Annotated in this window: 26 protein-coding genes and 1 pseudogene; 25 read left to right on the top strand and 2 right to left on the bottom strand. The window is 69.6% G+C overall.

What is annotated here, in order from left to right:
• Position 1 precedes the first annotated feature (1 nt).
• Positions 2–862: a methyltransferase domain-containing protein gene (locus tag ACFVUT_RS32575; protein WP_389657553.1), complete on the bottom strand. Its 861-nt coding sequence runs from the start codon at positions 860–862 to the stop codon at positions 2–4.
• A 256-nt stretch (positions 863–1118) separates the two neighbouring features.
• Between ACFVUT_RS32575 and proS the strand changes: the two genes are divergently transcribed.
• From proS to ACFVUT_RS32485, 18 genes are all read left to right on the top strand, one after another.
• A complete protein-coding gene (gene proS, locus ACFVUT_RS32570) occupies positions 1119–2534 on the top strand; it encodes a proline--tRNA ligase (protein ID WP_389657556.1) in 1416 nt (471 codons plus the stop codon).
• A gap of 227 nt (positions 2535–2761) precedes the next feature.
• Positions 2762–3355 carry a hypothetical protein gene (locus ACFVUT_RS32565; RefSeq protein ID WP_030928573.1) on the top strand — a complete coding sequence of 198 codons (594 nt, stop codon included), beginning with the start codon at positions 2762–2764 and terminating at the stop codon, positions 3353–3355.
• Positions 3356–3512: 157 nt separating this feature from the next.
• Positions 3513–3950 carry a 30S ribosomal protein S16 gene (rpsP, locus tag ACFVUT_RS32560; RefSeq protein ID WP_389657560.1) on the top strand — a complete coding sequence of 146 codons (438 nt, stop codon included), beginning with the start codon at positions 3513–3515 and terminating at the stop codon, positions 3948–3950.
• 2 nt (positions 3951–3952) lie between these two features.
• On the top strand, positions 3953–4192 hold the full coding sequence (locus ACFVUT_RS32555) for an RNA-binding protein (RefSeq protein WP_005311361.1): 240 nt from the start codon (positions 3953–3955) through the stop codon (positions 4190–4192).
• Between the two features lie 104 nt (positions 4193–4296).
• Positions 4297–4881 carry a ribosome maturation factor RimM gene (rimM, locus tag ACFVUT_RS32550; protein WP_389657563.1) on the top strand — a complete coding sequence of 195 codons (585 nt, stop codon included), beginning with the start codon at positions 4297–4299 and terminating at the stop codon, positions 4879–4881.
• The gene (trmD, locus tag ACFVUT_RS32545) at positions 4881–5702 is read left to right on the top strand and encodes a tRNA (guanosine(37)-N1)-methyltransferase TrmD (protein ID WP_389657566.1); all 822 of its coding nucleotides are present in this window, start codon (positions 4881–4883) and stop codon (positions 5700–5702) included. Before rimM ends, trmD begins: the two co-directional genes overlap by 1 nt.
• Positions 5703–5861: 159 nt before the next feature.
• Positions 5862–6212, top strand: a complete 351-nt coding sequence (rplS, locus tag ACFVUT_RS32540; protein WP_266981031.1) for a 50S ribosomal protein L19 — start codon at positions 5862–5864, stop codon at positions 6210–6212.
• A gap of 45 nt (positions 6213–6257) precedes the next feature.
• Complete coding sequence (gene lepB, locus ACFVUT_RS32535; RefSeq protein WP_389657569.1) at positions 6258–7028, top strand: signal peptidase I; 771 nt, start codon at positions 6258–6260, stop codon at positions 7026–7028.
• The gene (gene lepB, locus ACFVUT_RS32530) at positions 7021–8115 is read left to right on the top strand and encodes a signal peptidase I (RefSeq protein ID WP_389657572.1); all 1095 of its coding nucleotides are present in this window, start codon (positions 7021–7023) and stop codon (positions 8113–8115) included. The genes lepB (ACFVUT_RS32535) and lepB (ACFVUT_RS32530) overlap by 8 nt, the downstream gene beginning before the upstream one ends.
• Positions 7997–8929 carry a signal peptidase I gene (gene lepB, locus ACFVUT_RS32525; RefSeq protein WP_389657702.1) on the top strand — a complete coding sequence of 311 codons (933 nt, stop codon included), beginning with the start codon at positions 7997–7999 and terminating at the stop codon, positions 8927–8929. Before lepB (ACFVUT_RS32530) ends, lepB (ACFVUT_RS32525) begins: the two co-directional genes overlap by 119 nt.
• Before the next feature lie 51 nt (positions 8930–8980).
• A complete protein-coding gene (gene lepB / locus ACFVUT_RS32520) occupies positions 8981–9727 on the top strand; it encodes a signal peptidase I (protein ID WP_389657575.1) in 747 nt (248 codons plus the stop codon).
• Positions 9717–10205: an NUDIX hydrolase gene (locus tag ACFVUT_RS32515; RefSeq protein WP_389657578.1), complete on the top strand. Its 489-nt coding sequence runs from the start codon at positions 9717–9719 to the stop codon at positions 10203–10205. Before lepB (ACFVUT_RS32520) ends, ACFVUT_RS32515 begins: the two co-directional genes overlap by 11 nt.
• A 64-nt stretch (positions 10206–10269) precedes the next feature.
• A complete protein-coding gene (locus ACFVUT_RS32510) occupies positions 10270–10578 on the top strand; it encodes a DUF2469 domain-containing protein (RefSeq protein WP_383180839.1) in 309 nt (102 codons plus the stop codon).
• A 127-nt stretch (positions 10579–10705) separates the two neighbouring features.
• The gene (locus ACFVUT_RS32505) at positions 10706–11065 is read left to right on the top strand and encodes a YraN family protein (RefSeq protein ID WP_389657581.1); all 360 of its coding nucleotides are present in this window, start codon (positions 10706–10708) and stop codon (positions 11063–11065) included.
• Positions 11065–12690 (top strand): YifB family Mg chelatase-like AAA ATPase, encoded by a 1626-nt coding sequence (locus tag ACFVUT_RS32500; protein ID WP_389657584.1) that lies wholly within the window; start codon positions 11065–11067, stop codon positions 12688–12690. Before ACFVUT_RS32505 ends, ACFVUT_RS32500 begins: the two co-directional genes overlap by 1 nt.
• Positions 12687–13925 carry a DNA-processing protein DprA gene (dprA, locus tag ACFVUT_RS32495; RefSeq protein WP_389657586.1) on the top strand — a complete coding sequence of 413 codons (1239 nt, stop codon included), beginning with the start codon at positions 12687–12689 and terminating at the stop codon, positions 13923–13925. Before ACFVUT_RS32500 ends, dprA begins: the two co-directional genes overlap by 4 nt.
• 242 nt (positions 13926–14167) lie before the next feature.
• Positions 14168–15004 carry an RNA polymerase sigma factor WhiG gene (whiG, locus tag ACFVUT_RS32490; protein WP_266748964.1) on the top strand — a complete coding sequence of 279 codons (837 nt, stop codon included), beginning with the start codon at positions 14168–14170 and terminating at the stop codon, positions 15002–15004.
• A gap of 117 nt (positions 15005–15121) precedes the next feature.
• A complete protein-coding gene (locus tag ACFVUT_RS32485) occupies positions 15122–15688 on the top strand; it encodes a TetR/AcrR family transcriptional regulator (protein ID WP_389657705.1) in 567 nt (188 codons plus the stop codon).
• A gap of 161 nt (positions 15689–15849) precedes the next feature.
• Here the strand turns inward: ACFVUT_RS32485 and ACFVUT_RS32480 are convergent.
• Positions 15850–16476, bottom strand: a pseudogene (locus ACFVUT_RS32480) (peptidoglycan DD-metalloendopeptidase family protein); the annotation flags it as partial.
• Positions 16477–16935: 459 nt separating this feature from the next.
• Here ACFVUT_RS32480 and rpsB point away from each other — a divergent pair.
• From rpsB to rlmN, 7 genes are all read left to right on the top strand, one after another.
• A complete protein-coding gene (rpsB, locus tag ACFVUT_RS32475) occupies positions 16936–17895 on the top strand; it encodes a 30S ribosomal protein S2 (RefSeq protein WP_389657590.1) in 960 nt (319 codons plus the stop codon).
• Between the two features lie 99 nt (positions 17896–17994).
• Positions 17995–18849 (top strand): translation elongation factor Ts, encoded by an 855-nt coding sequence (tsf, locus tag ACFVUT_RS32470; RefSeq protein ID WP_389657593.1) that lies wholly within the window; start codon positions 17995–17997, stop codon positions 18847–18849.
• Between the two features lie 159 nt (positions 18850–19008).
• Positions 19009–19785, top strand: a complete 777-nt coding sequence (pyrH, locus tag ACFVUT_RS32465) for a UMP kinase (RefSeq protein WP_389657596.1) — start codon at positions 19009–19011, stop codon at positions 19783–19785.
• 183 nt (positions 19786–19968) lie between these two features.
• On the top strand, positions 19969–20526 hold the full coding sequence (gene frr, locus ACFVUT_RS32460) for a ribosome recycling factor (RefSeq protein WP_389657599.1): 558 nt from the start codon (positions 19969–19971) through the stop codon (positions 20524–20526).
• Positions 20526–21611, top strand: coding sequence for a phosphatidate cytidylyltransferase (locus tag ACFVUT_RS32455; RefSeq protein ID WP_389657602.1), 1086 nt, complete (start codon positions 20526–20528; stop codon positions 21609–21611). The genes frr and ACFVUT_RS32455 overlap by 1 nt, the downstream gene beginning before the upstream one ends.
• 169 nt (positions 21612–21780) lie before the next feature.
• Complete coding sequence (locus ACFVUT_RS32450) at positions 21781–22299, top strand: GNAT family N-acetyltransferase (RefSeq protein WP_389657605.1); 519 nt, start codon at positions 21781–21783, stop codon at positions 22297–22299.
• Between the two features lie 197 nt (positions 22300–22496).
• Positions 22497–23603, top strand: a complete 1107-nt coding sequence (rlmN, locus tag ACFVUT_RS32445) for a 23S rRNA (adenine(2503)-C(2))-methyltransferase RlmN (protein WP_389657608.1) — start codon at positions 22497–22499, stop codon at positions 23601–23603.
• Positions 23604–23621 lie beyond the last annotated feature (18 nt).

Raw genomic sequence — 23621 nt, 5'->3', positions numbered from 1 at the left:
CTCACGTGGTGCACACGAGATAGCGGAAGACGTTGGGCATCCAGATCGTGCCGTCCCGGCGCCGGTGCGGACGCAGGGCCTTCGAGACCTCCTTCGCCACCTGGTCGCGGTCCGTCGACCGCACCGCCGTGTCGAAGAGCCGCGTCGACAGCAGCCCGCGCACCGCGCTGTCCAGGTCCGCGTACCCGAACGGGCACGCCACCCGGCCCGAGCCGTCCGGCTTCAGACCGGCCCGGAACGCGACTTCCTCAAGATCGTCCCGGTTCGCCGGCCGCCAGCCGCCCGCGCGCGGCGCCCGCGACCCGTCGGGGGTCCGGCCCGCCACCCGCAGTACCGGCGCCGTCGCGCACCGCTCCGGCGGACCCCACCCGGTCAGCACGACCGTGCTGCCCCGGGCGGCCAGGGGCACGGCGGACCGCAGCGCGTCCACGAGCCGTTCCCCGTCACCGGACGAGCAGCCGATCGGGGTGAACGCGGTGAGCAGGTTGTACGGCGTACCGTCGGCCGGAGCGGCCGACGACGGATCACCGTCGAGAATCCGCGGCTGTCCGGCCGGAGGTCCGTCATCGCTCCCCGGATCGGGCAGCAGGCGGGTCCGGGCCAGTGCCAGCCGTTCCGGGTCGGTGTCGACGCCGGTGACCCGGGCTCCGCGCGCGGCGGCGATCAGCAGCGCGAGACCGGAGCCGCAGCCGAGGGAGAGCAGCCTGGTCCCGGATCCCACTTCGAGCCGCTCGTACACCGCTTCGTACAGCGGCGCGAGCATCCGCTCCTGGATCTCGGCCCAGTCCCGGGCACGGTCACCGGATTCCACCGCGGTGGTCGGGTCCGCGCAGCTGTGGTGCCGGACGAGCGTTGGTGTCATGGAAGCGCCCCAATCCGCCGAGAGGTCGGTCGTGTCCGATCGGTCGTGCCCGAGTGGATGCCCCCCTGGTGGTGCGTGTGCGCCCGCTTCCCCCGTATGTCAGAGAACTGCGCGTCCGCGCCCGCGTCCAGGGGCCGGACGGCAATGTCCTTGACGGCCTTGCCGCTGTGGTCCGGTGGTGCGCCCGTGGGGACGGTCCGTGGCAGCGGAGCTTGTCGCTCCGTGTGCTGGGCGGTGTCGCCGTACGATGCGCGCCATGGCAAAGGCACCCGTTCTCACGCCCCAGGCCGAGGACTTTCCCCGCTGGTACCAGGATCTGATCAACAAGGCCGAACTCGCGGACAACGGTCCGGTGCGCGGCACCATGGTCATCCGGCCGTACGGATACGGCCTGTGGGAGCGGATGCAGCAGGAGATGGATGCCCGGATCAAACAGGCGGGCGCCCGGAACGCCTACTTCCCGCTCTTCATCCCCCAGTCTTACCTGACACGCGAAGCCCAGCACGTCGAGGGCTTCGCACCGGAGCTCGCGATCGTGACCCGGGGCGGCGGGAAGGAGCTCGAAGAGCCCGTGGTGGTGCGGCCGACGTCCGAAACGATCATCAACGAGTATTTCTCGAAGTGGGTGCAGAGCTACCGGGATCTGCCGCTGCTGATCAACCAGTGGGCGAACGTCGTGCGCTGGGAGATGCGCCCGCGGGTCTTTCTCCGGACGACGGAATTCCTCTGGCAGGAGGGCCACACCGCCCACGCCACCCGCGAGGAGGCCCGGGAGTACGCCGCGTACATCCACCGGGACGTCTACGCGGACTTCATGGCCGACGTCCTGGGCATCGATGTGGTCCTCGGCCGCAAGACCCCGGCCGAGCGGTTCGCCGGGGCCGTCAACACCCTGACGCTCGAAGCGATGATGCGGGACGGCAAGGCCCTGCAGATGGGCACGAGCCACGAGCTCGGCACCAACTTCGCCCGGGCCTTCCACACCCGCTACCTGTCCAGGGAGGGCAGGCAGGAGCTCGTCTGGCAGACCTCGTGGGGCTCGTCGACCCGCATGGTCGGCGGTCTGGTCATGGCGCACGGCGACGACCACGGGCTCCGGGTGCCACCGAGGCTCGCGCCCGTCCAGGCGGTCGTCCTCGCGGTCAAGGGGGACGAGGCGGTGCCGGCCGCGGTCCGGTCCCTCGCGGAGCGGCTGCGCGCCGCGGGGATCAGGACGGAGACCGACGACCGCACCGACATCCCGTTCGGCCGCCGCGCGGTCGACTGGGAGCTGAAGGGGGTGCCGGTACGGATCGAGATCGGCCCGCGCGATCTGGCGGACGGCACCGCGATGCTGGCCAGGCGCATCCCCGGCGGAAAGGAGCCGGTGCCGGCCGAGGCCCTGCCCGGGCTGCTGCCGGCGCTCCTGGAGGAGGACCAGGCGACGCTGCTGCGGGAGTCCCGGAGCAGGCGCGAGTCGTCCACCGCCGAGGCCGCTTCCGTGGAGGAGGCCGTGGAGGCGGCCGCCGCGGGCGGCTGGGCGCGTATCCCCTGGTCGGACCTCGGACCGGCGGGGGAGGCCCGGCTCGCGGAGCACGGGCTGTCCGTGCGGTGCCTGGTCGCCGAGGACGGGTCGGTGCCGGACGCGGACGACACCCCCGGTACTGTCGCTCTGGTGGCCCGCGCCTACTGACGCTACTGACGCGGAGCCGCCCGGCACCCCCCGGCCCGCGCCCCGCCGTCTACGCGCCCGGGCGTACGGGCCACTACGTACCACCTTGGTGCGAGCCGCGAGACTTCTCCGCAGATCTGCGCACACGCCCTCGTCGGGACGCATCAACGGCAACTGACTGGTACGTGCAAATTATTTGGGATGGCCCGGAATCGGAACACCACGGCACTCGCGCTCGTTGTGACGACGTGAGCACGACACCACCTGTACTTGCCGCAGAGCTGGCGCAGGCGTGGGCCGACATTCAGCGGTACCACCCCGAGCTGCCGGATCTGGCCGCACCCGAGTCCCTGATCGGAGAGTCCTCGTCCGCCTGTGGCGCGGAACTCTCCTTCGAACGACTGCTGCACGAGGCAGTCCACGGCATCGCCGCCGCGAGGGGTGTTCGCGACACCTCGCGGGCCGGCCGCTACCACAACCGTCGATTCCTCGCGATCGCCGAGGAGCTGGGCCTCGATCACGCCGAGGAGCCCCACCCCAGCAGTGGCTTCTCACTGGTCACGCTCAATCCCGAGGCCAAGCGCAGATACCGGCCGACGATCGAGCGGCTGCAGCGCGCCCTCAAGGCGCATACGGTCGCCACCGCCGCCGACACCAAGCGCTCCTTCCGCGGCCCGGCCGCCCGGCACGGCTCCTCCGGCGGAGGGGTCCGCGTCAAGGCCGTCTGCGACTGCGGACGCAACGTGCGCGTGGTCCCGTCGGTCCTGGCGCAGGCGCCGATCGTCTGCGGTGGCTGCGGGAAGCCGTTCCGGATTCCGGAAGCCGCGGTCGCGGTGGGGTGAGCCGATGTGGTGTGGCACAATGGCTAGCTGTACTCGACAGTCGCACAGGACCCCTCTCTCCTCCGGCTGACGCGTCCATCGGGCACCCGAGTACCGCAACCCCACGTGGCATCTTCGTTGTGCCCAACCACGTCATAGACCAGGAGACACCACTTCCGTGGCAGTCAAGATCAAGCTGAAGCGTCTGGGCAAGATCCGTTCGCCTCACTACCGCATCGTCGTCGCCGACTCCCGCACCCGCCGTGACGGCCGGGCGATCGAGGAGATCGGCCTGTACCACCCGGTGCAGAACCCCTCGCGCATCGAGGTCAACTCGGAGCGTGCGCAGTACTGGCTGTCCGTCGGCGCCCAGCCGACCGAGCCGGTTCTCGCGATCCTGAAGCTCACCGGTGACTGGCAGGCCCACAAGGGTCTCCCGGCCCCCGCGCCGCTGCTGCAGCCGGAGCCCAAGGCCGACAAGCGCGCCCTGTTCGAGAGCCTGGGCGACGGCGAAGAGGCCAAGGGCGAGGCCATCACGCCGAAGGCGAAGAAGTCCGACAAGAAGGCGGACGAGGCTGCTGACGCGGCCGCGCCCGCCGAGTCGACCGAGGCCTGAGCATGCTCGAGGAGGCTCTCGAGCACCTCGTGAAGGGCATCGTCGACAACCCTGACGATGTGCAGGTCGCCTCGCGCAACCTGCGCCGTGGTCGCGTGCTGGAGGTCCGGGTCCACCCCGACGACCTCGGCAAGGTGATCGGCCGCAACGGCCGCACCGCACGCGCGCTGCGCACCGTCGTGGGCGCCATCGGCGGCCGTGGTATCCGCGTCGACCTCGTCGATGTGGACCAGGTGCGCTGACAGAGTTGAACACCGGCACGGGCCGGGGAGGGCCAAGCGCCCGCCCCGGCCCGTCGTCGTATGACAGGCCCCGGCCTGTCGCCGTATGACAGGAGAGACACAAGGTGCAGTTGGTAGTCGCTCGGATCGGCCGTGCCCATGGCATCAAGGGCGAGGTCACCGTCGAGGTGCGTACGGACGAGCCGGAGCTGCGGCTCGCGCCCGGGGCCGTGCTCGCCACCGATCCGGCCGGCGCCGGGCCGCTGACGATCGAGACCGGCCGGGTGCACAGCGGACGCCTGCTGCTGCGCTTCGAGGGTGTACGCGACCGCACGGCTGCCGAGGCCCTGCGCAACACGCTCCTGATCGCCGAGGCCGACCCGGCGGAACTCCCCGAGGACCCCGAAGAGTTCTACGACCACCAGCTCATGGACCTCGACGTGGTCCTCGCCGACGGCACCGAGGTCGGCCGGATCACCGAGATCACGCATCTGCCGTCCCAGGACCTCTTCATCGTCGAGCGGCCCGACGGCAGCGAGGTGATGATCCCGTTCGTCGAGGAGATCGTCACCGAGATCGATCTGGAGGAGCAGCGCGCGGTGATCGTCCCGCCGCCCGGTCTGATCGACGAGAGCCAGGCCGTGATCGCCTCCTCGCGCGGCGAAGAGGGCGACGGGGACGAGGCGGCCGAGGCCGGGAAGGACGTCTGATGCGGCTCGACGTCGTCACGATCTTCCCGGAGTACCTGGAACCGCTGAACGTCTCGCTCGTCGGCAAGGCCCGCGCGCGCGGCCGTCTCGACGTGCACGTGCACGACCTGCGGGACTGGACGTACGACCGGCACAACACGGTCGACGACACCCCGTACGGCGGCGGCCCGGGCATGGTCATGAAGACCGAACCGTGGGGCGAGGCCCTGGACGACGCCCTGGCGGGCGGGTACGAGGCCGGGGCGCACTCCCCGGTGCTCGTGGTGCCCACACCCAGCGGCCGTCCGTTCACCCAGGAACTCGCCGTCGAACTCTCCGAGCGCCCCTGGCTGATCTTCACGCCGGCCCGCTACGAGGGCATCGACCGGCGGGTGATGGACGAGTACGCGACCCGCATGCCCGTCGTCGAGGTGTCCATCGGCGACTACGTGCTGGCCGGCGGGGAAGCGGCGGTGCTGGTGATCACGGAGGCGGTGGCCCGGCTGCTGCCCGGCGTGCTCGGCAACGCCGAATCGCACCGGGACGATTCCTTCGCCCCCGGAGAGATGGCCAACCTGCTGGAGGGGCCCGTCTACACCAAGCCGCCCCAGTGGCGCGGCAGGGACATCCCGGACGTCCTGCTCAGCGGTCACCACGGGAAGATCGCGCGCTGGCGGCGGGACGAGGCGTTCCGCCGCACCGCGCTCAACCGGCCCGATCTCATCGAGCGCTGCGAGGCGAGCGGCTTCGACAAGAAGGACCGCGAGATCCTCTCCATCCTCGGCTGGTCACCGGAGCCCGGTGGCCGATTTTGGCGCAGGCCCGACTCCGTGGAAGAATAGGCCGCTGCTGTACGTCCGGTGTGCGCCCCTGCCACAGGGGGAAAGCGACCGCCCCCATGCATGGGGATGGTTCCGACGCCCGTCCGACGCGATCAGCGCTTCCAGCTCCTCACTATCTCCCGTCGATGACCTGTGGCATCGACGAAGAAAGCAGACAACATGGCTTCCCTGCTCGATGGCGTCAACGCCGCATCGCTGCGTACCGACCTTCCGGCGTTCCGTCCCGGTGACACCGTCAACGTCCACGTGCGAGTGATCGAGGGCAACCGCTCCCGTATCCAGCAGTTCAAGGGCGTCGTCATCCGTCGCCAGGGTTCGGGCGTCAGCGAGACCTTCACGGTCCGCAAGGTCTCCTTCAGCGTCGGCGTCGAGCGCACCTTCCCGGTGCACAGCCCGATCTTCGAGAAGATCGAGCTCGTCACCCGCGGTGACGTCCGTCGCGCCAAGCTGTACTACCTCCGTGAGCTGCGCGGCAAGGCCGCGAAGATCAAGGAGAAGCGCGACAACTGAGCTAGCTCCCAGGTCCACAGGGCGGCCGGATAAACTCTGGCCCCGATGGACACGGAAGCCAAGCCCTCGGAGCGCGACCGCTCCTCCGCACCCGCGACAGGGTCGGAGGAGGGGTCGCGCTTCTCGCGTATCCCGGACCGGCTGACCGCCTCGCTCTCCTGGCGGCGGACCGCCGTGGTCGGAGCCTTCTGCTCGGTCTTCGTCCTGCTCCTGAGCGCGTTCGTGGTGCAGCCCTTCCTGATTCCCAGCGGTTCGATGGAGCCCACGCTGCGGGTGGGGGACCGGGTACTGGTCAACAAACTGGCGTACAGCTTCGGCTCCGAGCCGCAGCGCGGCGATGTGGTGGTCTTCGACGGCACCGGATCGTTCGTGCGGGAGGCTCCTCGGGAGAACCCGGTCAGCGGGCTGCTGCACGGCGCGGCGGCGTCCCTGGGACTGGCGGAGCCTGCCGACACCGACTACGTGAAGCGGGTGGTGGGCGTGGGAGGCGACCGAGTGGTCTGCTGCGACAAGCGCGGAAGGATCGAGGTGAACGGCCGCGCGGTCGACGAGGGCTACCTGTATCCGGGAGACGCCCCGTCCCGGGCGCGCTTCGACATCGTCGTACCCGACGGCACGCTGTGGATGATGGGCGACCACCGCAGCAATTCCCGCGATTCGCGTGAACATCTGGGAGAACCGGGCGGTGGCATGGTCCCGGTCGACAAGGTGATCGGCCGGGTGGACTGGATCGGCTGGCCGCCGGGTCGGCTGGGCTCGGTGCCGGACGGCGCGACCCTCGGCGGGGCATCCTCGACGGGCGCGGCCCATGGGTAACCGGGGGCGGCGGCAGGACGGGGCGGACCCCGGGATACCGCTGCCGGCCGACGGCGGGTCGACGGCCGCGCGCTCCCTGCCGACGCGGGCGGAGCGGCGCAGGCTGGCCCGCAAGGTGAAACGGCGGCGGCGCAGGTCGACGATCCGGGAGATTCCTCTCCTCATCGTGGTGGCGTTGCTGATCGCGCTCGTGCTCAAGACGTTCCTGGTGCAGGCCTTCGTGATTCCGTCGGGGTCGATGGAGCAGACCATCCGGATCGGTGACCGGGTGCTCGTGGACAAGCTGACGCCCTGGTTCGGCTCCGAACCCCGGCGCGGCGATGTCGTCGTCTTCAAGGACCCGGGTGGCTGGCTGCAGCGGGAGAACACCGGCACGAAGGAATCACCTGTCGTCGTCAAGCAGGTGAAGGAGGCGCTGACCTTCGTCGGACTGCTGCCGTCCGACGACGAACAGGATCTGATCAAACGGGTCATCGCGATCGGTGGCGACACGGTGAAGTGCTGCGACAAGGACGGCCGGATCACCGTCAACGGTGTACCGCTCGACGAGCCCTATCTGCACCCGGGCAATCCGCCCTCCCTCATCAAATTCGAGGTAAAGGTTCCGGCGGGACGGATCTTCGTGATGGGCGACCACCGGTCCAATTCGGCCGATTCGCGCTATCACCTGGACGAGCCGGAACACGGCACGGTCTCCGAGGACGAGGTCGTGGGACGGGCTGTGGTGATCGCCTGGCCCTTCTCCCACTGGCGGAAGCTGGAGGAACGGGCGACATTCGACTCGATTCCGGACGCGCGCGCCGGGTCGCCTGCTGCGTCGGGCCTGTCGAATAGTGTGTCGTACCAGGATCCCAACGGAATGATCCCTCTCCCGACCCCTGCGGAACTCCCGCTCGTTATGGGAGTGGTGGGCCTGCACCGGCTCGGGCGCAGGCGGTCGCACGGAGTAAGGAGTGGATGTGGGGGATTTGGCGGTCGGCGCACGATCCGGACACGAGGAACCCGAGGACCGGCCGGACGATCCGGAGAACGTGGAGTCGGCCGGGTCGGCCGGGTCGGCCGGGGCGGCGGACGGCGCGGAGGGTGACGGCGACTCCTCGAACGGCGGCAACACGTCCCAGAAGAAGCCGCGCTCCTTCTGGAAGGAGCTGCCCCTGCTCATCGGCATCGCGCTGGTTCTCGCGCTGCTGATCAAGACGTTCCTGGTGCAGGCGTTCTCGATCCCCTCGGACTCGATGCAGGACACCCTCCAGCGGGGCGACCGGGTGCTGGTGGACAAGCTGACTCCTTGGTTCGGCTCCGAGCCCAAGCGCGGCGAGGTCGTGGTCTTCCACGACCCGGGCGGCTGGCTGGAGAACACCCAGACACCGAATCCGAACGTGGCGCAGAAGTTCCTCAGCTTCATCGGGCTGATGCCGTCCGTCGAGGAGAAGGACCTGATCAAGCGGGTCATCGCGATCGGTGGCGACACGGTCGAGTGCAAGAAGAACGGCCCGGTCGTGGTCAACGGCAAGGCGCTGGACGACCAGTCGTTCATCTTCCCGGGGAACACTCCCTGCAACGACGAGCCGTTCGGGCCGATCAAGGTGCCCGAGGGCCGGATCTGGGTGATGGGCGACCACCGTCAGAACTCCCTCGACTCCCGCTACCACCAGGAGCTTCCGGGCAACGGCACGGTCTCCAACGACGAGGTCGTCGGCCGGGCCATCGTCGTGGCGTGGCCGATCAACCGCTGGGCGACGCTGCCGGTCCCGAAGACCTTCGACCAGGCGGGGATCAACGACCAGTCGGCGATGAACACGGCGATGGGCCTGGCCCCGGGAGCACTCGGCGTAGCCGGTGCGCTGCCGCTCGTGTTGTGGCGCCGCAGGAGGCTGACCAGGGGGCGTACCGCCGGGTAGGGTGCCGACTCGGATCAGCGATTGTCGATCTCCGAGGTGGGGGACGCTGGGATGAGCGGAACAGGACGTACGGGCGACGGCCACGGTCGGCTCGGCAGCATGCTGTCGGGGCTGGCCGTGGCCGTCGGCTGTGTGCTCTTCCTCGGCGGTTTCGGCTGGGCGGCCGTGGTGTACAAGCCCTACACCGTGCCGACCGAGTCGATGACGCCGACGGTGCAGGCCGGAGACCGGGTGCTCGCACAGCGGATCGACGGCAGCGAGGTGCGCCGGGGCGATGTCGTGGTCTTCACGGACTCGGTGTGGGGTGACACACCGATGGTGAAGCGGGTCGTCGGGATCGGGGGCGACACGATCGCCTGCTGCGACAAGGGCCGGCTCACCGTCAATGGCAAAGCCATTGAGGAACCGTATCTGCAGAGCAAGGGCGTCGCCGCGGGGAACGACTTCACCGCCGAGGTGCCCAAGGGGCAGCTCTTCCTGCTCGGGGACGACCGCAGTGCCTCCCTGGACTCGCGGGTCCATCTGGGCGACCCGGGGCAGGGCTCCGTGCCGCGCAGCGCGGTGCAGGCCCGGGTGGACGCCATCGCCTGGCCGCTCGGCGGCATGGTCGAGCGGCCGCGGGCCTTCGCCTCCTTCCCCGGCGGGGTGTCGGCGCCCGGGCCGCTGCGCCTCCAGCTCGGGGCCGTGGCGGTGGGTGTGGTCCTCATCCTCGGGGGTGCCGCCTACGGCCCGATCGCGGCATGGTCCAGGCGGTCGGCACGGAGCAGGAGCGGAAAGGTTTCCGCCGGTGCGCACTGAGCAGCGGAAGGTCGCCCGGGTGGTGCTTCTGGACCCCGACGACCGCATCCTTCTGATGCATGGGTACGAGCCGGAGGATCCCGGGAGCACCTGGTGGTTCACCCCCGGTGGCGGGCTGGAGGGCGACGAGACCCGGGAACAGGCGGCGCTGCGCGAGCTGGCCGAGGAGACCGGGATCACCGACGTCGAGCTGGGCCCGCTGCTCTGGCAGCGGATGTGCTCGTTCCCGTTCGACGGACGCCGCTGGAACCAGGACGAATGGTACTTTCTGGCGCGTACGACGCAGACCGCGACCGACACCAGCGGGCTGACCGGTCTTGAGCAGCGAAGTGTCGCGGGTCTGAGGTGGTGGACCTCCGCCGAACTGTCGGTGGCGCGTGAGACGGTGTATCCGACCAGGCTCGCCGAACTGCTGCACACGCTGCTCGACGAGGGTCCTCCGCGTACGCCAATGGTTCTGGACCCCGAAATCGCTTAAGTGCCCAGGGGTGCCGGAGCCTGGCGCACAATGGGGGCACGCACGGCTGAAGGGGAACATGCCAATGAGCGCCGAGGACCTCGAAAAGTACGAGACCGAGATGGAGCTGAAGCTCTACCGGGAGTACCGAGATGTCGTCGGTCTGTTCAAATACGTGATCGAGACCGAACGGCGCTTCTACCTCACCAACGACTACGACATGCAGGTGCACTCGGTTCAGGGTGAGGTGTTCTTCGAAGTGTCGATGGCGGACGCCTGGGTCTGGGACATGTACCGGCCCGCACGCTTCGTCAAGCAGGTACGGGTGCTGACGTTCAAGGACGTCAACATCGAGGAGCTCAACAAGAGCGACCTCGAACTTCCGGGTGGCTGAGCCCGCTCTTCCGGGAAGTTGATTCCCACTTCCGGGTGGTGGAGTTGTCCACAATCCCGGAGTTGTCCACCAAGATCCACCCGCTGGGACCGGACGCGTCAGAGTCGGTCCCGGAGGTGGTGCCGATATGAACGCACGGGGGGCACTCGGGCGGTACGGCGAGGATCTGGCGGCACGGCTGCTGACCGGCGCCGGCATGTCCCTGCTGGAACGGAACTGGCGCTGTCGCGCCGGTGAGATCGACATCGTCGCGATGGACGGCGACGCACTCGTGATCTGCGAGGTGAAGACCCGCAGGACGGGTGCCTTCGAGCATCCGATGGCAGCTGTCACACCCCTCAAGGCGGAGCGGCTGCGGAAGCTGGCCGGGATCTGGGTCCACCGGCACGGCGGCCCGCCGCCGGGCGGGGTCCGCATCGACCTGGTCGGTGTGGTGCTGCCCAGGCGCGGAGCGCCCGTCGCCCAGCATGCGCGGGGGGTGGCCTGATGGGGTTCGCACGGGCGTGTTCGGTGGCGCTCGTCGGCGTCGAGGGCGTGGTGGTGGAGGTCCAGGCGGACCTGGAGGCGGGGGTGGCCGCGTTCACCCTGGTGGGGCTGCCGGACAAGAGCCTGGTGGAGAGCCGGGACCGGGTCAGGGCCGCGGTCGTGAACTCGGGGGCCGAGTGGCCGCAGAAGAAACTCACGGTGGGTCTGTTGCCGGCCTCCGTGCCGAAGGGCGGCTCGGGATTCGATATTGCGGTTGCCTGCGCGGTGCTCGGCGCGGCCGAGCGCATCGACCCGGCCTCGATCGCCGATGTGGTGATGATCGGTGAGCTCGGCCTGGACGGCCGGGTGCGGCCGGTGCGCGGGGTGCTGCCGGCCGTGCTCGCCGCAGCGGAGGCCGGGTACCGCCAGGTCGTCGTGCCCGAACAGACCGCGGGGGAGGCGGCGCTCGTTCCAGGAGTCTCCGTCCTCGGGGTGCGGAGCCTGCGGCAGCTGATCGCGGTGCTCTGCGACGAGCCGGTGCCGGACGAGCGGGAGAATGTTGACCAGGGGCGTCCCGACGCCATGCTGGCCGGGTTGATGATGCCCGGCGCGGGTATCGGCACCGGACTCGCCCGAGTGCCTGGGCAGGACGAGGGCAACCTGCCGGACCTGATGGACGTGGCGGGGCAGAAGACGCCCCGCAAGGCGCTGGAGGTCGCCGCGGCGGGCCGCCACCATCTGCTGCTGTCCGGACCGCCGGGGGCCGGCAAGACCATGCTGGCCGAGCGCCTTCCGGCGATCCTCCCGGCGCTGACCAGGAAGGAGTCCCTGGAAGTCACCGCGGTGCATTCGGTGGCGGGCATCCTGCCGCCGGGAGAACCCCTGGTCACCCGCGCGCCGTACTGCGCACCGCACCACTCGGCGACGATGCAGTCGCTGGTCGGCGGGGGCAACGGGGTGCCACGGCCCGGTGCCGTCTCCCTGGCCCACCGCGGGATTCTCTTTCTGGACGAGGCGCCGGAGTTCTCCATGCGGACGCTGGACGCGCTGCGCCAGCCGCTGGAGTCGGGCCATGTCGTGGTGGCGCGCAGCGCCGGGGTGGTGCGGCTGCCCGCGAGATTCCTGATGGTGCTGGCCGCCAATCCCTGCCCGTGCGGCCGCCATTCCCTCAGCGGCGCCGGTTGCGATTGCCCGCCGTCGACGGTCCGGCGCTATCAGGCGAGACTCTCCGGGCCACTGCTCGACCGGGTGGATCTGCGGGTCTTCGTCGACCCGGTCGGACGTGCGGACCTGATGAGGCAGGGAGGCGAGGGAGAGCCGACGGCCGTGGTCGCGGCCCGGGTCCGGGAGGCCAGGGCACGGGCGGCGGACCGGTTGGCAGGCACCGCGTGGAGCACCAACAGCGAGGTGCCCGGCCATGTGTTGCGGACCCGCCTGGCCGCGGCACCGGGTGCGCTCATGCAGGCCGAGCGGGACATGGAGCGGGGCCTGCTCACCGCACGGGGCCTGGACCGAGTGCTCAGGGTGGCGTGGACGGTGGCCGATCTGCGCGGTGCGGATCGTCCCGACGCCTCCGACGTCGCGGTGGCGCTGGAACTGCGCACCGGGATTCCACGGGGCGGCCTGGCGAAGGCCGGAGCGTCATGATGCTGTGGGCGGACCCCGGACGGGAGCCGGAGTCAGCCGCGGGGCCAGGCGCGGGGCCGGGCGCGGGGCCAGGCGTGGCGGCGAGCGATCGGGAACGGCTGGCGCGGGCCGCGCTGACCCGCATCCTGGAACCGGGGGACGAGCGCGGCGGCCGGTGGCTGCGGGAGTGCGGTGCCGTCGAACTGATACGCCGGATCACCACCCGGGACGGGGCCGCGGAGCGCTTGAGCGGAATGACGTCGAAACGTCTTGACGGGTACCGGTTGCGGGCCGAGAGCGTGGAGCCCGAGCGTGATCTCGCGAAGGCCGCCGCGATCGGTGGGCGGTTCGTCTGCCCCGGCGACCGGGAATGGCCGAGCCAGCTCGACGACCTGGCGGATGCCCGGCCGACCGGTCTCTGGGTGCGGGGGCCGAGTGATCTCCGCCTCTGGGCGCTGCGCTCGGTCGCCGTGGTCGGCGCCCGCGCCTGCACGCCGTACGGATCCCACATGGCGGCGAGCCTCGGCGCCGGCCTTGCCGAGCTGGGGTGGGTGGTCGTGTCGGGAGCGGCGTTCGGGGTGGACGGCGCGGCGCATCGCGGCGCGCTCGCCGTCGACGGCGCCACCATGGCGGTCCTGGCCTGCGGGGTGGACGTCGCCTATCCCCGCGGGCATGCCGAGCTGATCGGACGCATGACGGAGCAGGGACTGGTCGTCGGTGAACTCCCGCCGTCCGAGCATCCGACCCGCAGCAGATTCGTTCTCCGGAACCGGGTCATCGCCGCTTTGACGCGAGGGACGGTCGTGGTCGAGGCCGCATACCGCAGCGGTTCGCTGGTCACCGCACGCCACGCGCAGCGGCTCGGCCGCTTCACCATGGGGGTGCCGGGCCCCGCCACCAGCGGGTTGTCGGCAGGAGTCCATGAACTCCTGCGCGGGGAGGGCATCCTGGTGACGGACGCCTCGGAAGTCGCCGAACTGGTGGGGGAGATCGGTGAGCTCGCGCCGGCCAGGCACGGGCCCGTGCACCCCCGGGACCAGCTCGACACGGTCTCCGCCCAAGTCCTCGACGCGCTGCCGTACCGCGGCGGCGTCAGCGGACGCGACGTGGCCCGTGCTGCGGGAACCGGCATCGACGAAGCGCTCGGCAGGCTGTACGAACTGCACTCACTGGGGTTCGTCGAACGCGATGGCGATGAATGGCGATTGATGCCAAGACCTCCATGCAATGACGACGCGCGGCGAGGCGGTACTTGACCTGGAGCATTCGGGTGAAAAGGTGATGCAGATGACTTCGGCGGAACCTTCAGTGACGCCTCCGGGGCCGACGCACGCGGCGTCGGCCCCGGGCCCGAGTCATGTGCGATCGGCCGGAACCGCTCAGCGCCGATCCGCTGTTCCGCGCGGACCGCGACACCGCGGTCACGCTACGCTCACAAGGAATCCGGCTCAGGCACAAGTCCCCCAGCACTTCACAGCAGAACGGCTCAAGGCACCACATGCCCCAGCACACCTCCGGGTCTGACCGCGCGGCAGTACCACCGGCTGCGCGTGGCACTGTGCGCCCCCCTGCCCCTTCCTCGCTCGACGAGTTGTGGCGTTCGTACAAGTCCACGGGCGACGAGCGGTTGCGGGAGCAGTTGATCCTGCACTACTCGCCGTTGGTGAAGTACGTCGCGGGCCGGGTGAGCGTGGGGCTGCCCTCCAACGTCGAGCAGGCGGACTTCGTCTCCTCGGGGGTGTTCGGACTGATCGACGCGATCGAGAAGTTCGACATCGAGCGCGCCATCAAGTTCGAGACGTACGCGATCACCCGCATCCGTGGCGCGATGATCGACGAACTCCGGGCACTGGACTGGATCCCGCGCTCGGTCCGGCAGAAGGCACGGGCCGTGGAACGCGCCTACGCCACGTTGGAAGCGCAGCTGCGACGCACCCCTTCCGAGCCGGAGGTCGCTGCGGAGATGGGTATCGCGCTGGAGGAACTGCACGCGGTTTTCAGCCAGTTGTCGTTGGCGAACGTGGTCGCGCTGGAGGAACTGCTGCACGTCGGCGGCGAGGGTGGTGACCGTCTGAGCCTGATGGACACGCTGGAGGACACCGCAGCCGACGATCCGGTGGAGGTCGCCGAGGACCGTGAGCTCAGACGGTTGCTCGCCCGGGCGATCAACACACTTCCGGAGCGGGAGAAGACGGTCGTCACCCTCTACTACTACGAGGGCCTCACCCTCGCCGAGATCGGCAATGTGCTCGGGGTGACCGAGAGCCGGGTGAGCCAGATCCACACCAAGTCGGTGCTCCAACTCCGTGCGAAACTGGCCGACGCCGGACGCTGACACCACCGTCGGCACGCGTCGGCCGTGGCTGCTTCTGCCACCGATGGGGGCCGCACGCTCTCTCTCCGGGACCGGTCGCCGTAAAGTGGATGTGTGCCCAGGATTCGAGCGGCCTCGGTGGCCGAGCACCGGACCATGCAGCGCGGCGCCCTCCTGGACGCCGCCCGTTCCCTGCTGTCCGAGGGCGGTACGGAGGCGTTGACCTTCCCCGCGCTCGCCGAACGCACGGGCCTCGCCCGTTCCTCGGTCTATGAGTACTTCCGCTCCCGTGCCGCTGTCGTCGAAGAGCTCTGTGCCGTCGACTTCCCGGTCTGGGCGTCCGAGGTCGAGTACGCGATGGAGCGGGCCACCACACCCGAGGGAAAGATCGAGGCCTATGTGCGCCGGCAGCTCGATCTCGTCGGGGACCGCCGCCACCGGGCGGTCGTGGCGATCTCGGCGAGCGAGTTGGACGCGGGCGCACGCGAGAAGATCCGGGCCGCGCACGGCGGCCTGATCGCCATGATCGTCGAAGCGCTCGGCGACCTCGGCCATGAGCAGCCGAGACTGGCGGCGATGCTGCTGCAGGGCTCGGTGGATGCCGCGGTGCGGCGTATCGAACTCGGTGTGGCGGAAGAGCCGGGCGTGATCGCGGACATCGCCGTCGCCATGGTCCTGCGGGGCGTGCAGGGCGCCCGGGACTGACGTCGCAGCCGCACCGCGGCAACGGCGAGCAGAACGGCAGGGGCTGAGGCTCCACCCCCGGCTTCCCCGGCTTCCCCGGCTTCCCCGGCTTCCCCGGCTTCCCCGGCTTCCCCGGCTTCCCCGGCTTCCCCGGCTTCCCCGGCTTCCCCGGCCGAGGGCCGGGGCTCCGGCACACCGAACACCGGCAGCAGCCGCGACGGCCCCCGTCGCAGGAGCTCCGGAGGCAGCAGCGACAGCGGATCCAGGTAGGCGTCCGCGCGCCGCAGCCCCCAGTGCAGACAGCCCGAAGCGCAGTGGAAGGGCCCCGCCTCCAGGACCGCCACGGTCTGTCCAGCGGTCACCTGCTCGTCCTTCGCGACCAGCACGCGCACCGGCTCGTACGTGGTCCGCAGCGGCGGATCGCCGGTCCCGGCCACTTCGATCGCCAGCACCCCGCGTCCCGCCACACGCCCCGCGAACGAGACCCGGCCCGAGGCTGCGGCCAGCACCACCGTGCCCGGCTGTGCGTCGAGATCCACCCCGCGGTGGCCCCGCCCGTACGGCCCAGCCGGCGGCTCCCATCCCCGTACGACCGCAGGCCGCCCCGCGAGCGGCCACAGCCGCACCCCGTCCGGACGGGGCGTCGGTGGAGGAGCGGGTGGAGGCGAGGGCGCAGGAGCAGGAGCAGGAGCAGGAGAGCGTGCAGGGGCGGGTGTCGGCGGGAGTGTGGGCGCGGGCTGGGGCGATGGCCCCTCGGCTGCCGCTCCCGGCGCACCGCACAGCGCCGCGAGGAGGACCGCCACCGCCATGGGAAGGACCGCCACCGTCGCGAGCCCGGCTCCGTTCGGGCGGATCGTGCGCCCGGCGACGGCTTCACCGCGGCACGGACGGAGGCGCGGGCGCGGACGGAGGCGCAGGTGCAGACGCAGACGCAGACGCAGACGCAGGCTGAGGTTGCAGGCGGCAGCGGTCGGATCTGGAGTGGATCGCATGGCAGAACCGTCCCGCACCGCTCGCAATCGCGGGGATCATGGACCGGATCTGTGGACAACCAACCGGTTGTGGACAGGGCCGTCACCCGGCACCCGGCCTGTCCCGTACACTTCCTATGGCGATCCGGGTCACCGGGTCGACTTCGCACGCCCCGCCACCCCCTCTCTGCGGACGGTGGCCGCGCTCCTCGGTCCCTTGTGGCACGGCGCGTCGGGGCGTCAGGCGCGAGCGCAATCCTGCGGTCGCGACAACCGAGTACCTCAAGGAGTACGGCCATGGCCGTCGTCACGATGCGGGAGCTGCTGGAAAGCGGCGTCCACTTCGGTCACCAGACCCGTCGCTGGAACCCGAAGATGAAGCGCTTCATCTTCACCGAGCGCAACGGCATCTACATCATCGACCTGCTCCAGTCGCTGTCGTACATCGACCGCGCCTACGAGTTCGTCAAGGAGACCGTCGCCCACGGCGGCTCCATCATGTTCGTCGGTACGAAGAAGCAGGCCCAGGAGGCCATCGCCGAGCAGGCGACGCGCGTCGGCATGCCGTACGTCAACCAGCGTTGGCTCGGTGGCATGCTCACCAACTTCTCCACCGTCTACAAGCGCCTTCAGCGTCTGAAGGAGCTTGAGCTCATCGACTTCGAGGATGTGGCCGCCTCCGGTCTCACCAAGAAGGAGCTCCTGGTTCTCTCCCGCGAGAAGGCCAAGCTGGAGAAGACCCTCGGTGGTATCCGCGAGATGCAGAAGGTGCCGAGCGCCGTCTGGATCGTCGACACCAAGAAGGAGCACATCGCCGTCGGTGAGGCGCGCAAGCTCCACATCCCGGTCGTCGCGATCCTCGACACCAACTGCGACCCCGACGAGGTCGACTACAAGATTCCGGGCAACGACGACGCGATCCGCTCCGTCACCCTGCTCACCCGCGTGATCGCCGACGCCGTCGCCGAGGGCCTCATCGCCCGTTCCGGTGCCGCCACCGGTGACTCGAAGCCGGGCGAGAAGGCCGCCGGCGAGCCGCTCGCCGAGTGGGAGCGCGACCTGCTCGAAGGCGACAAGAAGGCCGACGCCGAGGTCCAGTCCTCCGCCGAGACCGAGAAGGTCGCCGACGCCGAGAAGGCCGACGAGGCCCCGGCCGCCGAGGCTCCGGCCGCCGACGCCGAGAAGGCCGACGAGGCTCCGGCTGCGGACGCCGAGAAGCCCGCCGAGGCTCCGGCTGCGGACGCCGAGCAGGCCTGACACCCGTCACGGCTGATGACGGCGGGGGCGGGTGCCACGAGCATCGCCCCCGCCGTTCACCCGTAGATCTTTCAGACTTCGAGAGAGAAACACAGACTCATGGCGAACTACACCGCCGCTGACGTCAAGAAGCTCCGCGAGCTGACCGGCGCCGGCATGATGGACTGCAAGAAGGCGCTCGACGAGGCCGACGGCAACGTCGACAAGGCCGTCGAGGAGCTCCGTATCAAGGGTCAGAAGGGCGTCGCCAAGCGCGAGGGCCGTTCTGCCGAGAACGGTGCCGTCGTCTCCCTCATCTCCGAGGACAAGACCTCCGGCGTTCTGGTCGAGCTGAAGTGCGAGACGGACTTCGTCGCCAAGGGCGAGAAGTTCCAGACCGTGGCCAACACGCTCGCCGCACACGTCGCCGCGACCTCCCCGGCCGACCTGGCCGCGCTGCTCGCCTCCGAGATCGAGGCCGGCAAGACCGTCCAGGCGTACGTCGACGAGGCCAACGCCAACCTCGGCGAGAAGATCGTTCTGGACCGCTTCGCGCAGTTCACCGGCGGTTACGTGGCTGCGTACATGCACCGCACGATGCCCGACCTCCCGCCGCAGGTCGGCGTCCTGGTCGAGCTCGACAAGGGGACCGCCTCGGACGAGGCAGCCGCAGAGGTCGCCAAGGACGTCGCGCAGCACATCGCCGCCTTCGCCCCGAAGTACCTCAACCGTGACGAGGTCCCGGCCGAGACGGTCGAGAACGAGCGTCGTGTCGCCGAGGCCACCTCTCGCGAGGAGGGCAAGCCCGAGGCCGCCCTTCCGAAGATCGTCGAGGGTCGCGTCAACGGCTTCTTCAAGGACATCGTCGTCCTGGAGCAGGCCTTCGCCAAGGACAACAAGAAGTCCGTCCAGAAGATCCTGGACGAGGCCGGTGTCACCCTGAAGCGCTTCTCGCGCATCAAGGTCGGCATCTGAGTCCGTCCGCGAAAAACGGTGGACCCGGATAGGGTCTGGTGCAGTCGTCGGCCGCACACATGCCGTACGACCGCAGAACTGACGAGGAGGCCATTGCCGCTGAGGGACACCAGACCCACCGGCAGTGGCCTTCTTCGTATGTGCACGAGGAGAATCTCCATGAACAAGGGCGCGGACGCCGCAAAAGGTGACCACAAGCGCGACGACGGCAAGGTACCCGGACGCTTCATGCTGAAGCTGTCCGGAGAGGCGTTCGCCGGCGGCGGGGGCCTCGGCGTCGACCCCGACGTCGTACACGCCATCGCCCGGGAAATCGCGGCAGTCGTCCGCGGCGGTGCGGAAATCGCGATCGTCATCGGCGGCGGCAACTTCTTCCGCGGTGCCGAGCTCCAGCAGCGCGGCATGGACCGGGCGCGCTCCGACTACATGGGCATGCTCGGCACGGTCATGAACTGCCTGGCACTCCAGGACTTCCTGGAGAAGGAGGGCATCGACTCCCGCGTCCAGACCGCCATCACCATGGGGCAGGTTGCGGAACCGTACATTCCGCTGCGTGCCGTACGTCACCTGGAGAAGGGCCGCGTCGTCATCTTCGGCGCCGGTATGGGAATGCCGTACTTCTCCACCGACACCACCGCTGCCCAGCGCGCCCTGGAGATCGACGCCCAGGGTCTGCTGATGGGCAAGAACGGGGTGGACGGGGTCTACGACTCCGACCCGAAGACCAACCCCGACGCGGTGAAGTTCGACGCCCTTGAGTACAGCGAGGTGCTCGCCCGCGATCTCAAGGTCGCCGACGCCACCGCCATCACACTCTGCCGTGACAACCAGTTGCCGATCCTCGTCTTCGAACTGACGGCCACGGGCAATATCGCCCGCGCGGTCAAGGGTGAGAAGATCGGCACGCTCGTGAGTGACCAGGGCACCCGGGTCTGAGAAAAACCGGGGGATCCTCCCAGGACGTCACGGGAGGGTTCTGGGCCTGCGGGGAACACCCCTGACAGGTCCCGAACGGATGGACAACGGCCTGCCGGTCGGACACCGTGCAGGTGAGGACGCGACGCAGGACCCGCCGGGCCCGAGCACGCCGGGCCCGCTCAAGACACGCAGGAGCACGTGGTGATCGAAGAAACCCTCCTCGAGGCCGAGGAGAAGATGGAGAAGGCCGTCGTCGTCGCGAAAGAGGACTTCGCCGCGATCCGTACCGGCCGTGCGCACCCGGCGATGTTCAACAAGATCGTCGCCGACTACTACGGTGCGTTGACCCCGATCAACCAGCTCGCCTCGTTCTCGGTGCCCGAGCCGCGCATGGCCGTCGTGACGCCGTTCGACAAGACCGCGCTGCGCAACATCGAGCAGGCCATCCGTGACTCGGACCTCGGCGTCAACCCGAGCAACGACGGCAATATCATCCGGGTGACCTTCCCGGAGCTGACCGAGGAGCGTCGCCGCGACTACATCAAGGTCGCGAAGGCGAAGGCCGAGGACTCCAAGATCTCCATCCGGGCCGTGCGCCGCAAGGCCAAGGAGACGCTGGACAAGCTCGTCAAGGACAAGGAGTCCGGCGAGGACGAGGTGCGTCGCGCCGAGAAGGAGCTCGACGACACCACCGCGAAGTACGTCGCACAGGTCGACGAGCTGCTCAAGCACAAGGAAGCCGAGCTGCTCGAAGTCTGATGAACGACTCTTCCTGGGGCGCCCCGCAGGGAGCCGGCCGCTGGGGTGCGCCCGAGATACAGGCGGCTCCGGCGGGTCCTGCATACGATGTGCATGACGCCCAGCAGACTCGGCCCATGCCCATCGTGCCGGACGTTCCCGACGCAGGTAGAGACGCTGACGACCGTGATGACCGGGGCCGGGGGGCCGCACGCCTGAGCGGCGGCCCCCTGTTCCGTGACGAGATGCCGCAGGAGCCCATGTCCACCGCGCCGCCGCCCCCGCAGAAGAAACGTGCGGGCCGTGACCTGCGATCCGCAATAGGGGTCGGTGTGGGGCTCGGCGCCGTCATCGTCGCCTCGCTCTTCATCGTGAAGGCCGTCTTCGTCGGCGTGATCGCCGTCGCCGTTGTCGTGGGGCTGTGGGAGCTCACCTCCCGGCTGGAGGAGCGCAAGGGCATCAAGGCGCCGCTCATCCCGCTGGCGGTCGGCGGCGCGGCGATGGTGGTGGCGGGCTACGCCCGAGGCGCCGAGGGTGCCTGGGTGGCGATGGCGCTGACCGCCCTCGCGGTGCTCGTCTGGCGCATGACCGAGCCTCCGGAGGGCTACCTCAAGGACGTCACGGCGGGCGTGTTCGCCGCGTTCTACGTGCCCTTCCTGGCTACGTTCGTCGCGATGCTCCTGACAGCGGACGACGGGCCGCAGCGAGTGCTCACCTTCCTGCTGCTGACCGTGGTCAGTGACACGGGCGCGTACGCCGTCGGCTGGCGCTTCGGCAAGCACAAGCTGGCACCGCGCATCAGTCCTGGAAAGACCCGCGAGGGCCTGTTCGGTGCCGTCGCCTTCGCGATGGTCGCCGGTGCGCTGTGCATGCAGTTCCTGATCGACGGCGGTTCCTGGTGGCAGGGCCTGCTGCTGGGGCTCGCGGTCGCGGCCAGTGCCACGCTCGGTGATCTGGGCGAGTCGATGATCAAACGAGACCTCGGGATCAAGGACATGGGCACGCTGCTGCCGGGGCACGGCGGCATCATGGACCGGCTGGACTCGCTGCTGCCGACCGCCCCGGTGGTCTGGCTGCTGCTGGAGCTGTTCGTGGGCGCCGGCTGACCCCTGGGACGGCATACCGTCCTGACCTGGGCTTTTGCGAATGAGGGTCCGTTGTCCACAGGACGACGGGCCCTCATCGTTCTGTCTGCGACACTGTCTGTCTGTGACACTGGATGAACCATCAGGAAGCGGGAGTTCGGCGCGGCCGGCTCCGTGCCAGGATCTCGGAATGAATGAACTGAAGATTCATCCTCGCGCCGATGATCACATGCCGGGCTGCACCGAGGCTCTCGCCACCGTTCACGCGGCAGATCGCTACCCGGTGGATTGGCCTGCCGATCCCGAAGGATGGCTGACTCCCCGAAGCATGCTCGCCGCTTGGGTGGCTGTAGACGGTTCGGAGGTCCTGGGCCATATGGTCCTGGCCCGTCCGGGGGCGGCGCTTGCGACCGCTGTCGGGCTGCCCGCCCAGCGTCTGATATCTGTCGCGCGGCTCTTCGTCAGCGCCCGTGCTCGCCGACGAGGGGTAGCGGCCAAGCTGCTGGACAAGGCGGTCGAAGAAGCGGTGGTCCACGGACTGAGGCCCGTTCTGGAAGTCGAGGCCGGTGCGACCGCGGCCATCAAGCTCTACGAGCGTGCCCGCTGGCGTCATGCCGGCAGTTTCGCGGCCGACTGGACCACGGCCGACGGCCGCGTCGCGCAGATGCGCTCGTATGTCGGCCCCTCCGAACAAGGTGAATTTGCCTGACGCGGCAGTAGGTGGGTGGTCGCGCAGTCCGGGCCGACCGTGCCAGCCGTGCTCGTGCGCCGGGCCGTCTGTGGGCCGTCGGGGCCGCCGACGACAACCCAGGACGACCGACAACGACCGCGACGGCCCGGCCCTGGCGGTCGCTGAGCCGGGCGACGCCCGGCGGACCTCGGCGGGTCTGCGACACTGGATGAACCATGCCTAAGCCCGGAGAACTCACTTTCGTCGCGCCCCGCGGAGCCAAGAAGCCCCCGCGGCACCTCGCCGACCTCACGCCCGCCGAGCGCAAGGAGGCCGTCGCCGCGATCGGCGAGAAGCCGTTCCGCGCGCAGCAGCTCTCGCAGCACTACTTCTCGCGCTACGCACACGACCCGGCCGAGTGGACGAACATCCCGGCCGGCTCGCGGGACAATCTCGCCGAGGCGCTGTTCCCCGACCTGATGTCGGTGGTCCGCCACATCAGCTGCGACGACGACACCACCCGCAAGACGCTGTGGAAACTGCATGACGGGACGCTCGTCGAGTCCGTCCTGATGCGCTACCCGGAGCGGGTGACGATGTGTATCTCGTCACAGGCGGGATGCGGGATGAACTGCCCGTTCTGTGCCACGGGACAGGCCGGTCTCGACCGCAATCTGTCGACCGCGGAGATCGTTCACCAGATCGTGGACGGCATGCGCGCGCTGCGTGACGGAGAGGTTCCCGGAGGCCCCGCACGGCTTTCCAACATCGTCTTCATGGGCATGGGCGAGCCGCTCGCCAACTACAACCGTGTGGTCGGCGCGATCCGTCGGCTGACGGACCCGGAGCCGGACGGACTGGGGCTCTCGCAGCGCGGTATCACCGTCTCCACCGTGGGCCTGGTGCCCGCGATGCTCCGCTTCGCCGACGAGGGCTTCAAGTGCCGCCTCGCCGTTTCCCTGCACGCCCCGGACGACGAGCTGCGCGACACCCTCGTCCCCGTGAACACGCGCTGGAAGGTGCGTGAGGTGCTGGACGCCGCGTGGGAGTACGCGGAGAAGTCCGGCCGCCGCATCTCCATCGAGTACGCGTTGATCCGGGACATCAACGACCAGGCATGGCGTGGTGACCGGCTCGGCCGACTCCTCAAGGGCAAGCGGGTGCACGTCAACCTGATCCCGCTGAACCCGACGCCCGGCTCCAAGTGGACCGCGTCGCGGCCCGAGGACGAGAAGGCGTTCGTCGAGGCGATCGCGGCACACGGGGTGCCGGTGACCGTGCGGGACACGCGGGGCCAGGAGATCGACGGAGCCTGCGGGCAGTTGGCGGCAGCCGAGCGCTGAGGCCGAGGAGGCCCGTGT

The sequence above is a fragment of the Streptomyces sp. NPDC058051 genome (assembly GCF_042885475.1).
Lineage (GTDB): Bacteria > Actinomycetota > Actinomycetes > Streptomycetales > Streptomycetaceae > Streptomyces.
Note: the sequence above shows the minus strand (reverse complement) of the source record. Positions and strands in the feature narration are given on the sequence as shown.

What these genes read in the sequence shown, in the direction of transcription:
- rpsB (WP_389657590.1), top strand. Translation starts at nt 16,936, where the DNA reads ATGGCCGTCGTCACGATGCGGGAGCTGCTGGAAAGCGGCGTCCACTTC.
- proS (WP_389657556.1), top strand. Translation starts at nt 1,119, where the DNA reads ATGGCAAAGGCACCCGTTCTCACGCCCCAGGCCGAGGACTTTCCCCGC.
- ACFVUT_RS32450 (WP_389657605.1), top strand. Translation starts at nt 21,781, where the DNA reads ATGAATGAACTGAAGATTCATCCTCGCGCCGATGATCACATGCCGGGC.
- tsf (WP_389657593.1), top strand. Translation starts at nt 17,995, where the DNA reads ATGGCGAACTACACCGCCGCTGACGTCAAGAAGCTCCGCGAGCTGACC.
- rplS (WP_266981031.1), top strand. Translation starts at nt 5,862, where the DNA reads ATGGCTTCCCTGCTCGATGGCGTCAACGCCGCATCGCTGCGTACCGAC.
- lepB (WP_389657575.1), top strand. Translation starts at nt 8,981, where the DNA reads ATGAGCGGAACAGGACGTACGGGCGACGGCCACGGTCGGCTCGGCAGC.
- lepB (WP_389657572.1), top strand. Translation starts at nt 7,021, where the DNA reads ATGGGTAACCGGGGGCGGCGGCAGGACGGGGCGGACCCCGGGATACCG.
- lepB (WP_389657569.1), top strand. Translation starts at nt 6,258, where the DNA reads ATGGACACGGAAGCCAAGCCCTCGGAGCGCGACCGCTCCTCCGCACCC.
- ACFVUT_RS32455 (WP_389657602.1), top strand. Translation starts at nt 20,526, where the DNA reads ATGAACGACTCTTCCTGGGGCGCCCCGCAGGGAGCCGGCCGCTGGGGT.
- ACFVUT_RS32505 (WP_389657581.1), top strand. Translation starts at nt 10,706, where the DNA reads ATGAACGCACGGGGGGCACTCGGGCGGTACGGCGAGGATCTGGCGGCA.
- ACFVUT_RS32555 (WP_005311361.1), top strand. Translation starts at nt 3,953, where the DNA reads ATGCTCGAGGAGGCTCTCGAGCACCTCGTGAAGGGCATCGTCGACAAC.
- ACFVUT_RS32575 (WP_389657553.1), bottom strand. Translation starts at nt 862, where the DNA reads ATGACACCAACGCTCGTCCGGCACCACAGCTGCGCGGACCCGACCACC.
- dprA (WP_389657586.1), top strand. Translation starts at nt 12,687, where the DNA reads ATGATGCTGTGGGCGGACCCCGGACGGGAGCCGGAGTCAGCCGCGGGG.
- rlmN (WP_389657608.1), top strand. Translation starts at nt 22,497, where the DNA reads ATGCCTAAGCCCGGAGAACTCACTTTCGTCGCGCCCCGCGGAGCCAAG.
- trmD (WP_389657566.1), top strand. Translation starts at nt 4,881, where the DNA reads ATGCGGCTCGACGTCGTCACGATCTTCCCGGAGTACCTGGAACCGCTG.
- pyrH (WP_389657596.1), top strand. Translation starts at nt 19,009, where the DNA reads ATGAACAAGGGCGCGGACGCCGCAAAAGGTGACCACAAGCGCGACGAC.
- ACFVUT_RS32500 (WP_389657584.1), top strand. Translation starts at nt 11,065, where the DNA reads ATGGGGTTCGCACGGGCGTGTTCGGTGGCGCTCGTCGGCGTCGAGGGC.
- ACFVUT_RS32510 (WP_383180839.1), top strand. Translation starts at nt 10,270, where the DNA reads ATGAGCGCCGAGGACCTCGAAAAGTACGAGACCGAGATGGAGCTGAAG.
- whiG (WP_266748964.1), top strand. Translation starts at nt 14,168, where the DNA reads ATGCCCCAGCACACCTCCGGGTCTGACCGCGCGGCAGTACCACCGGCT.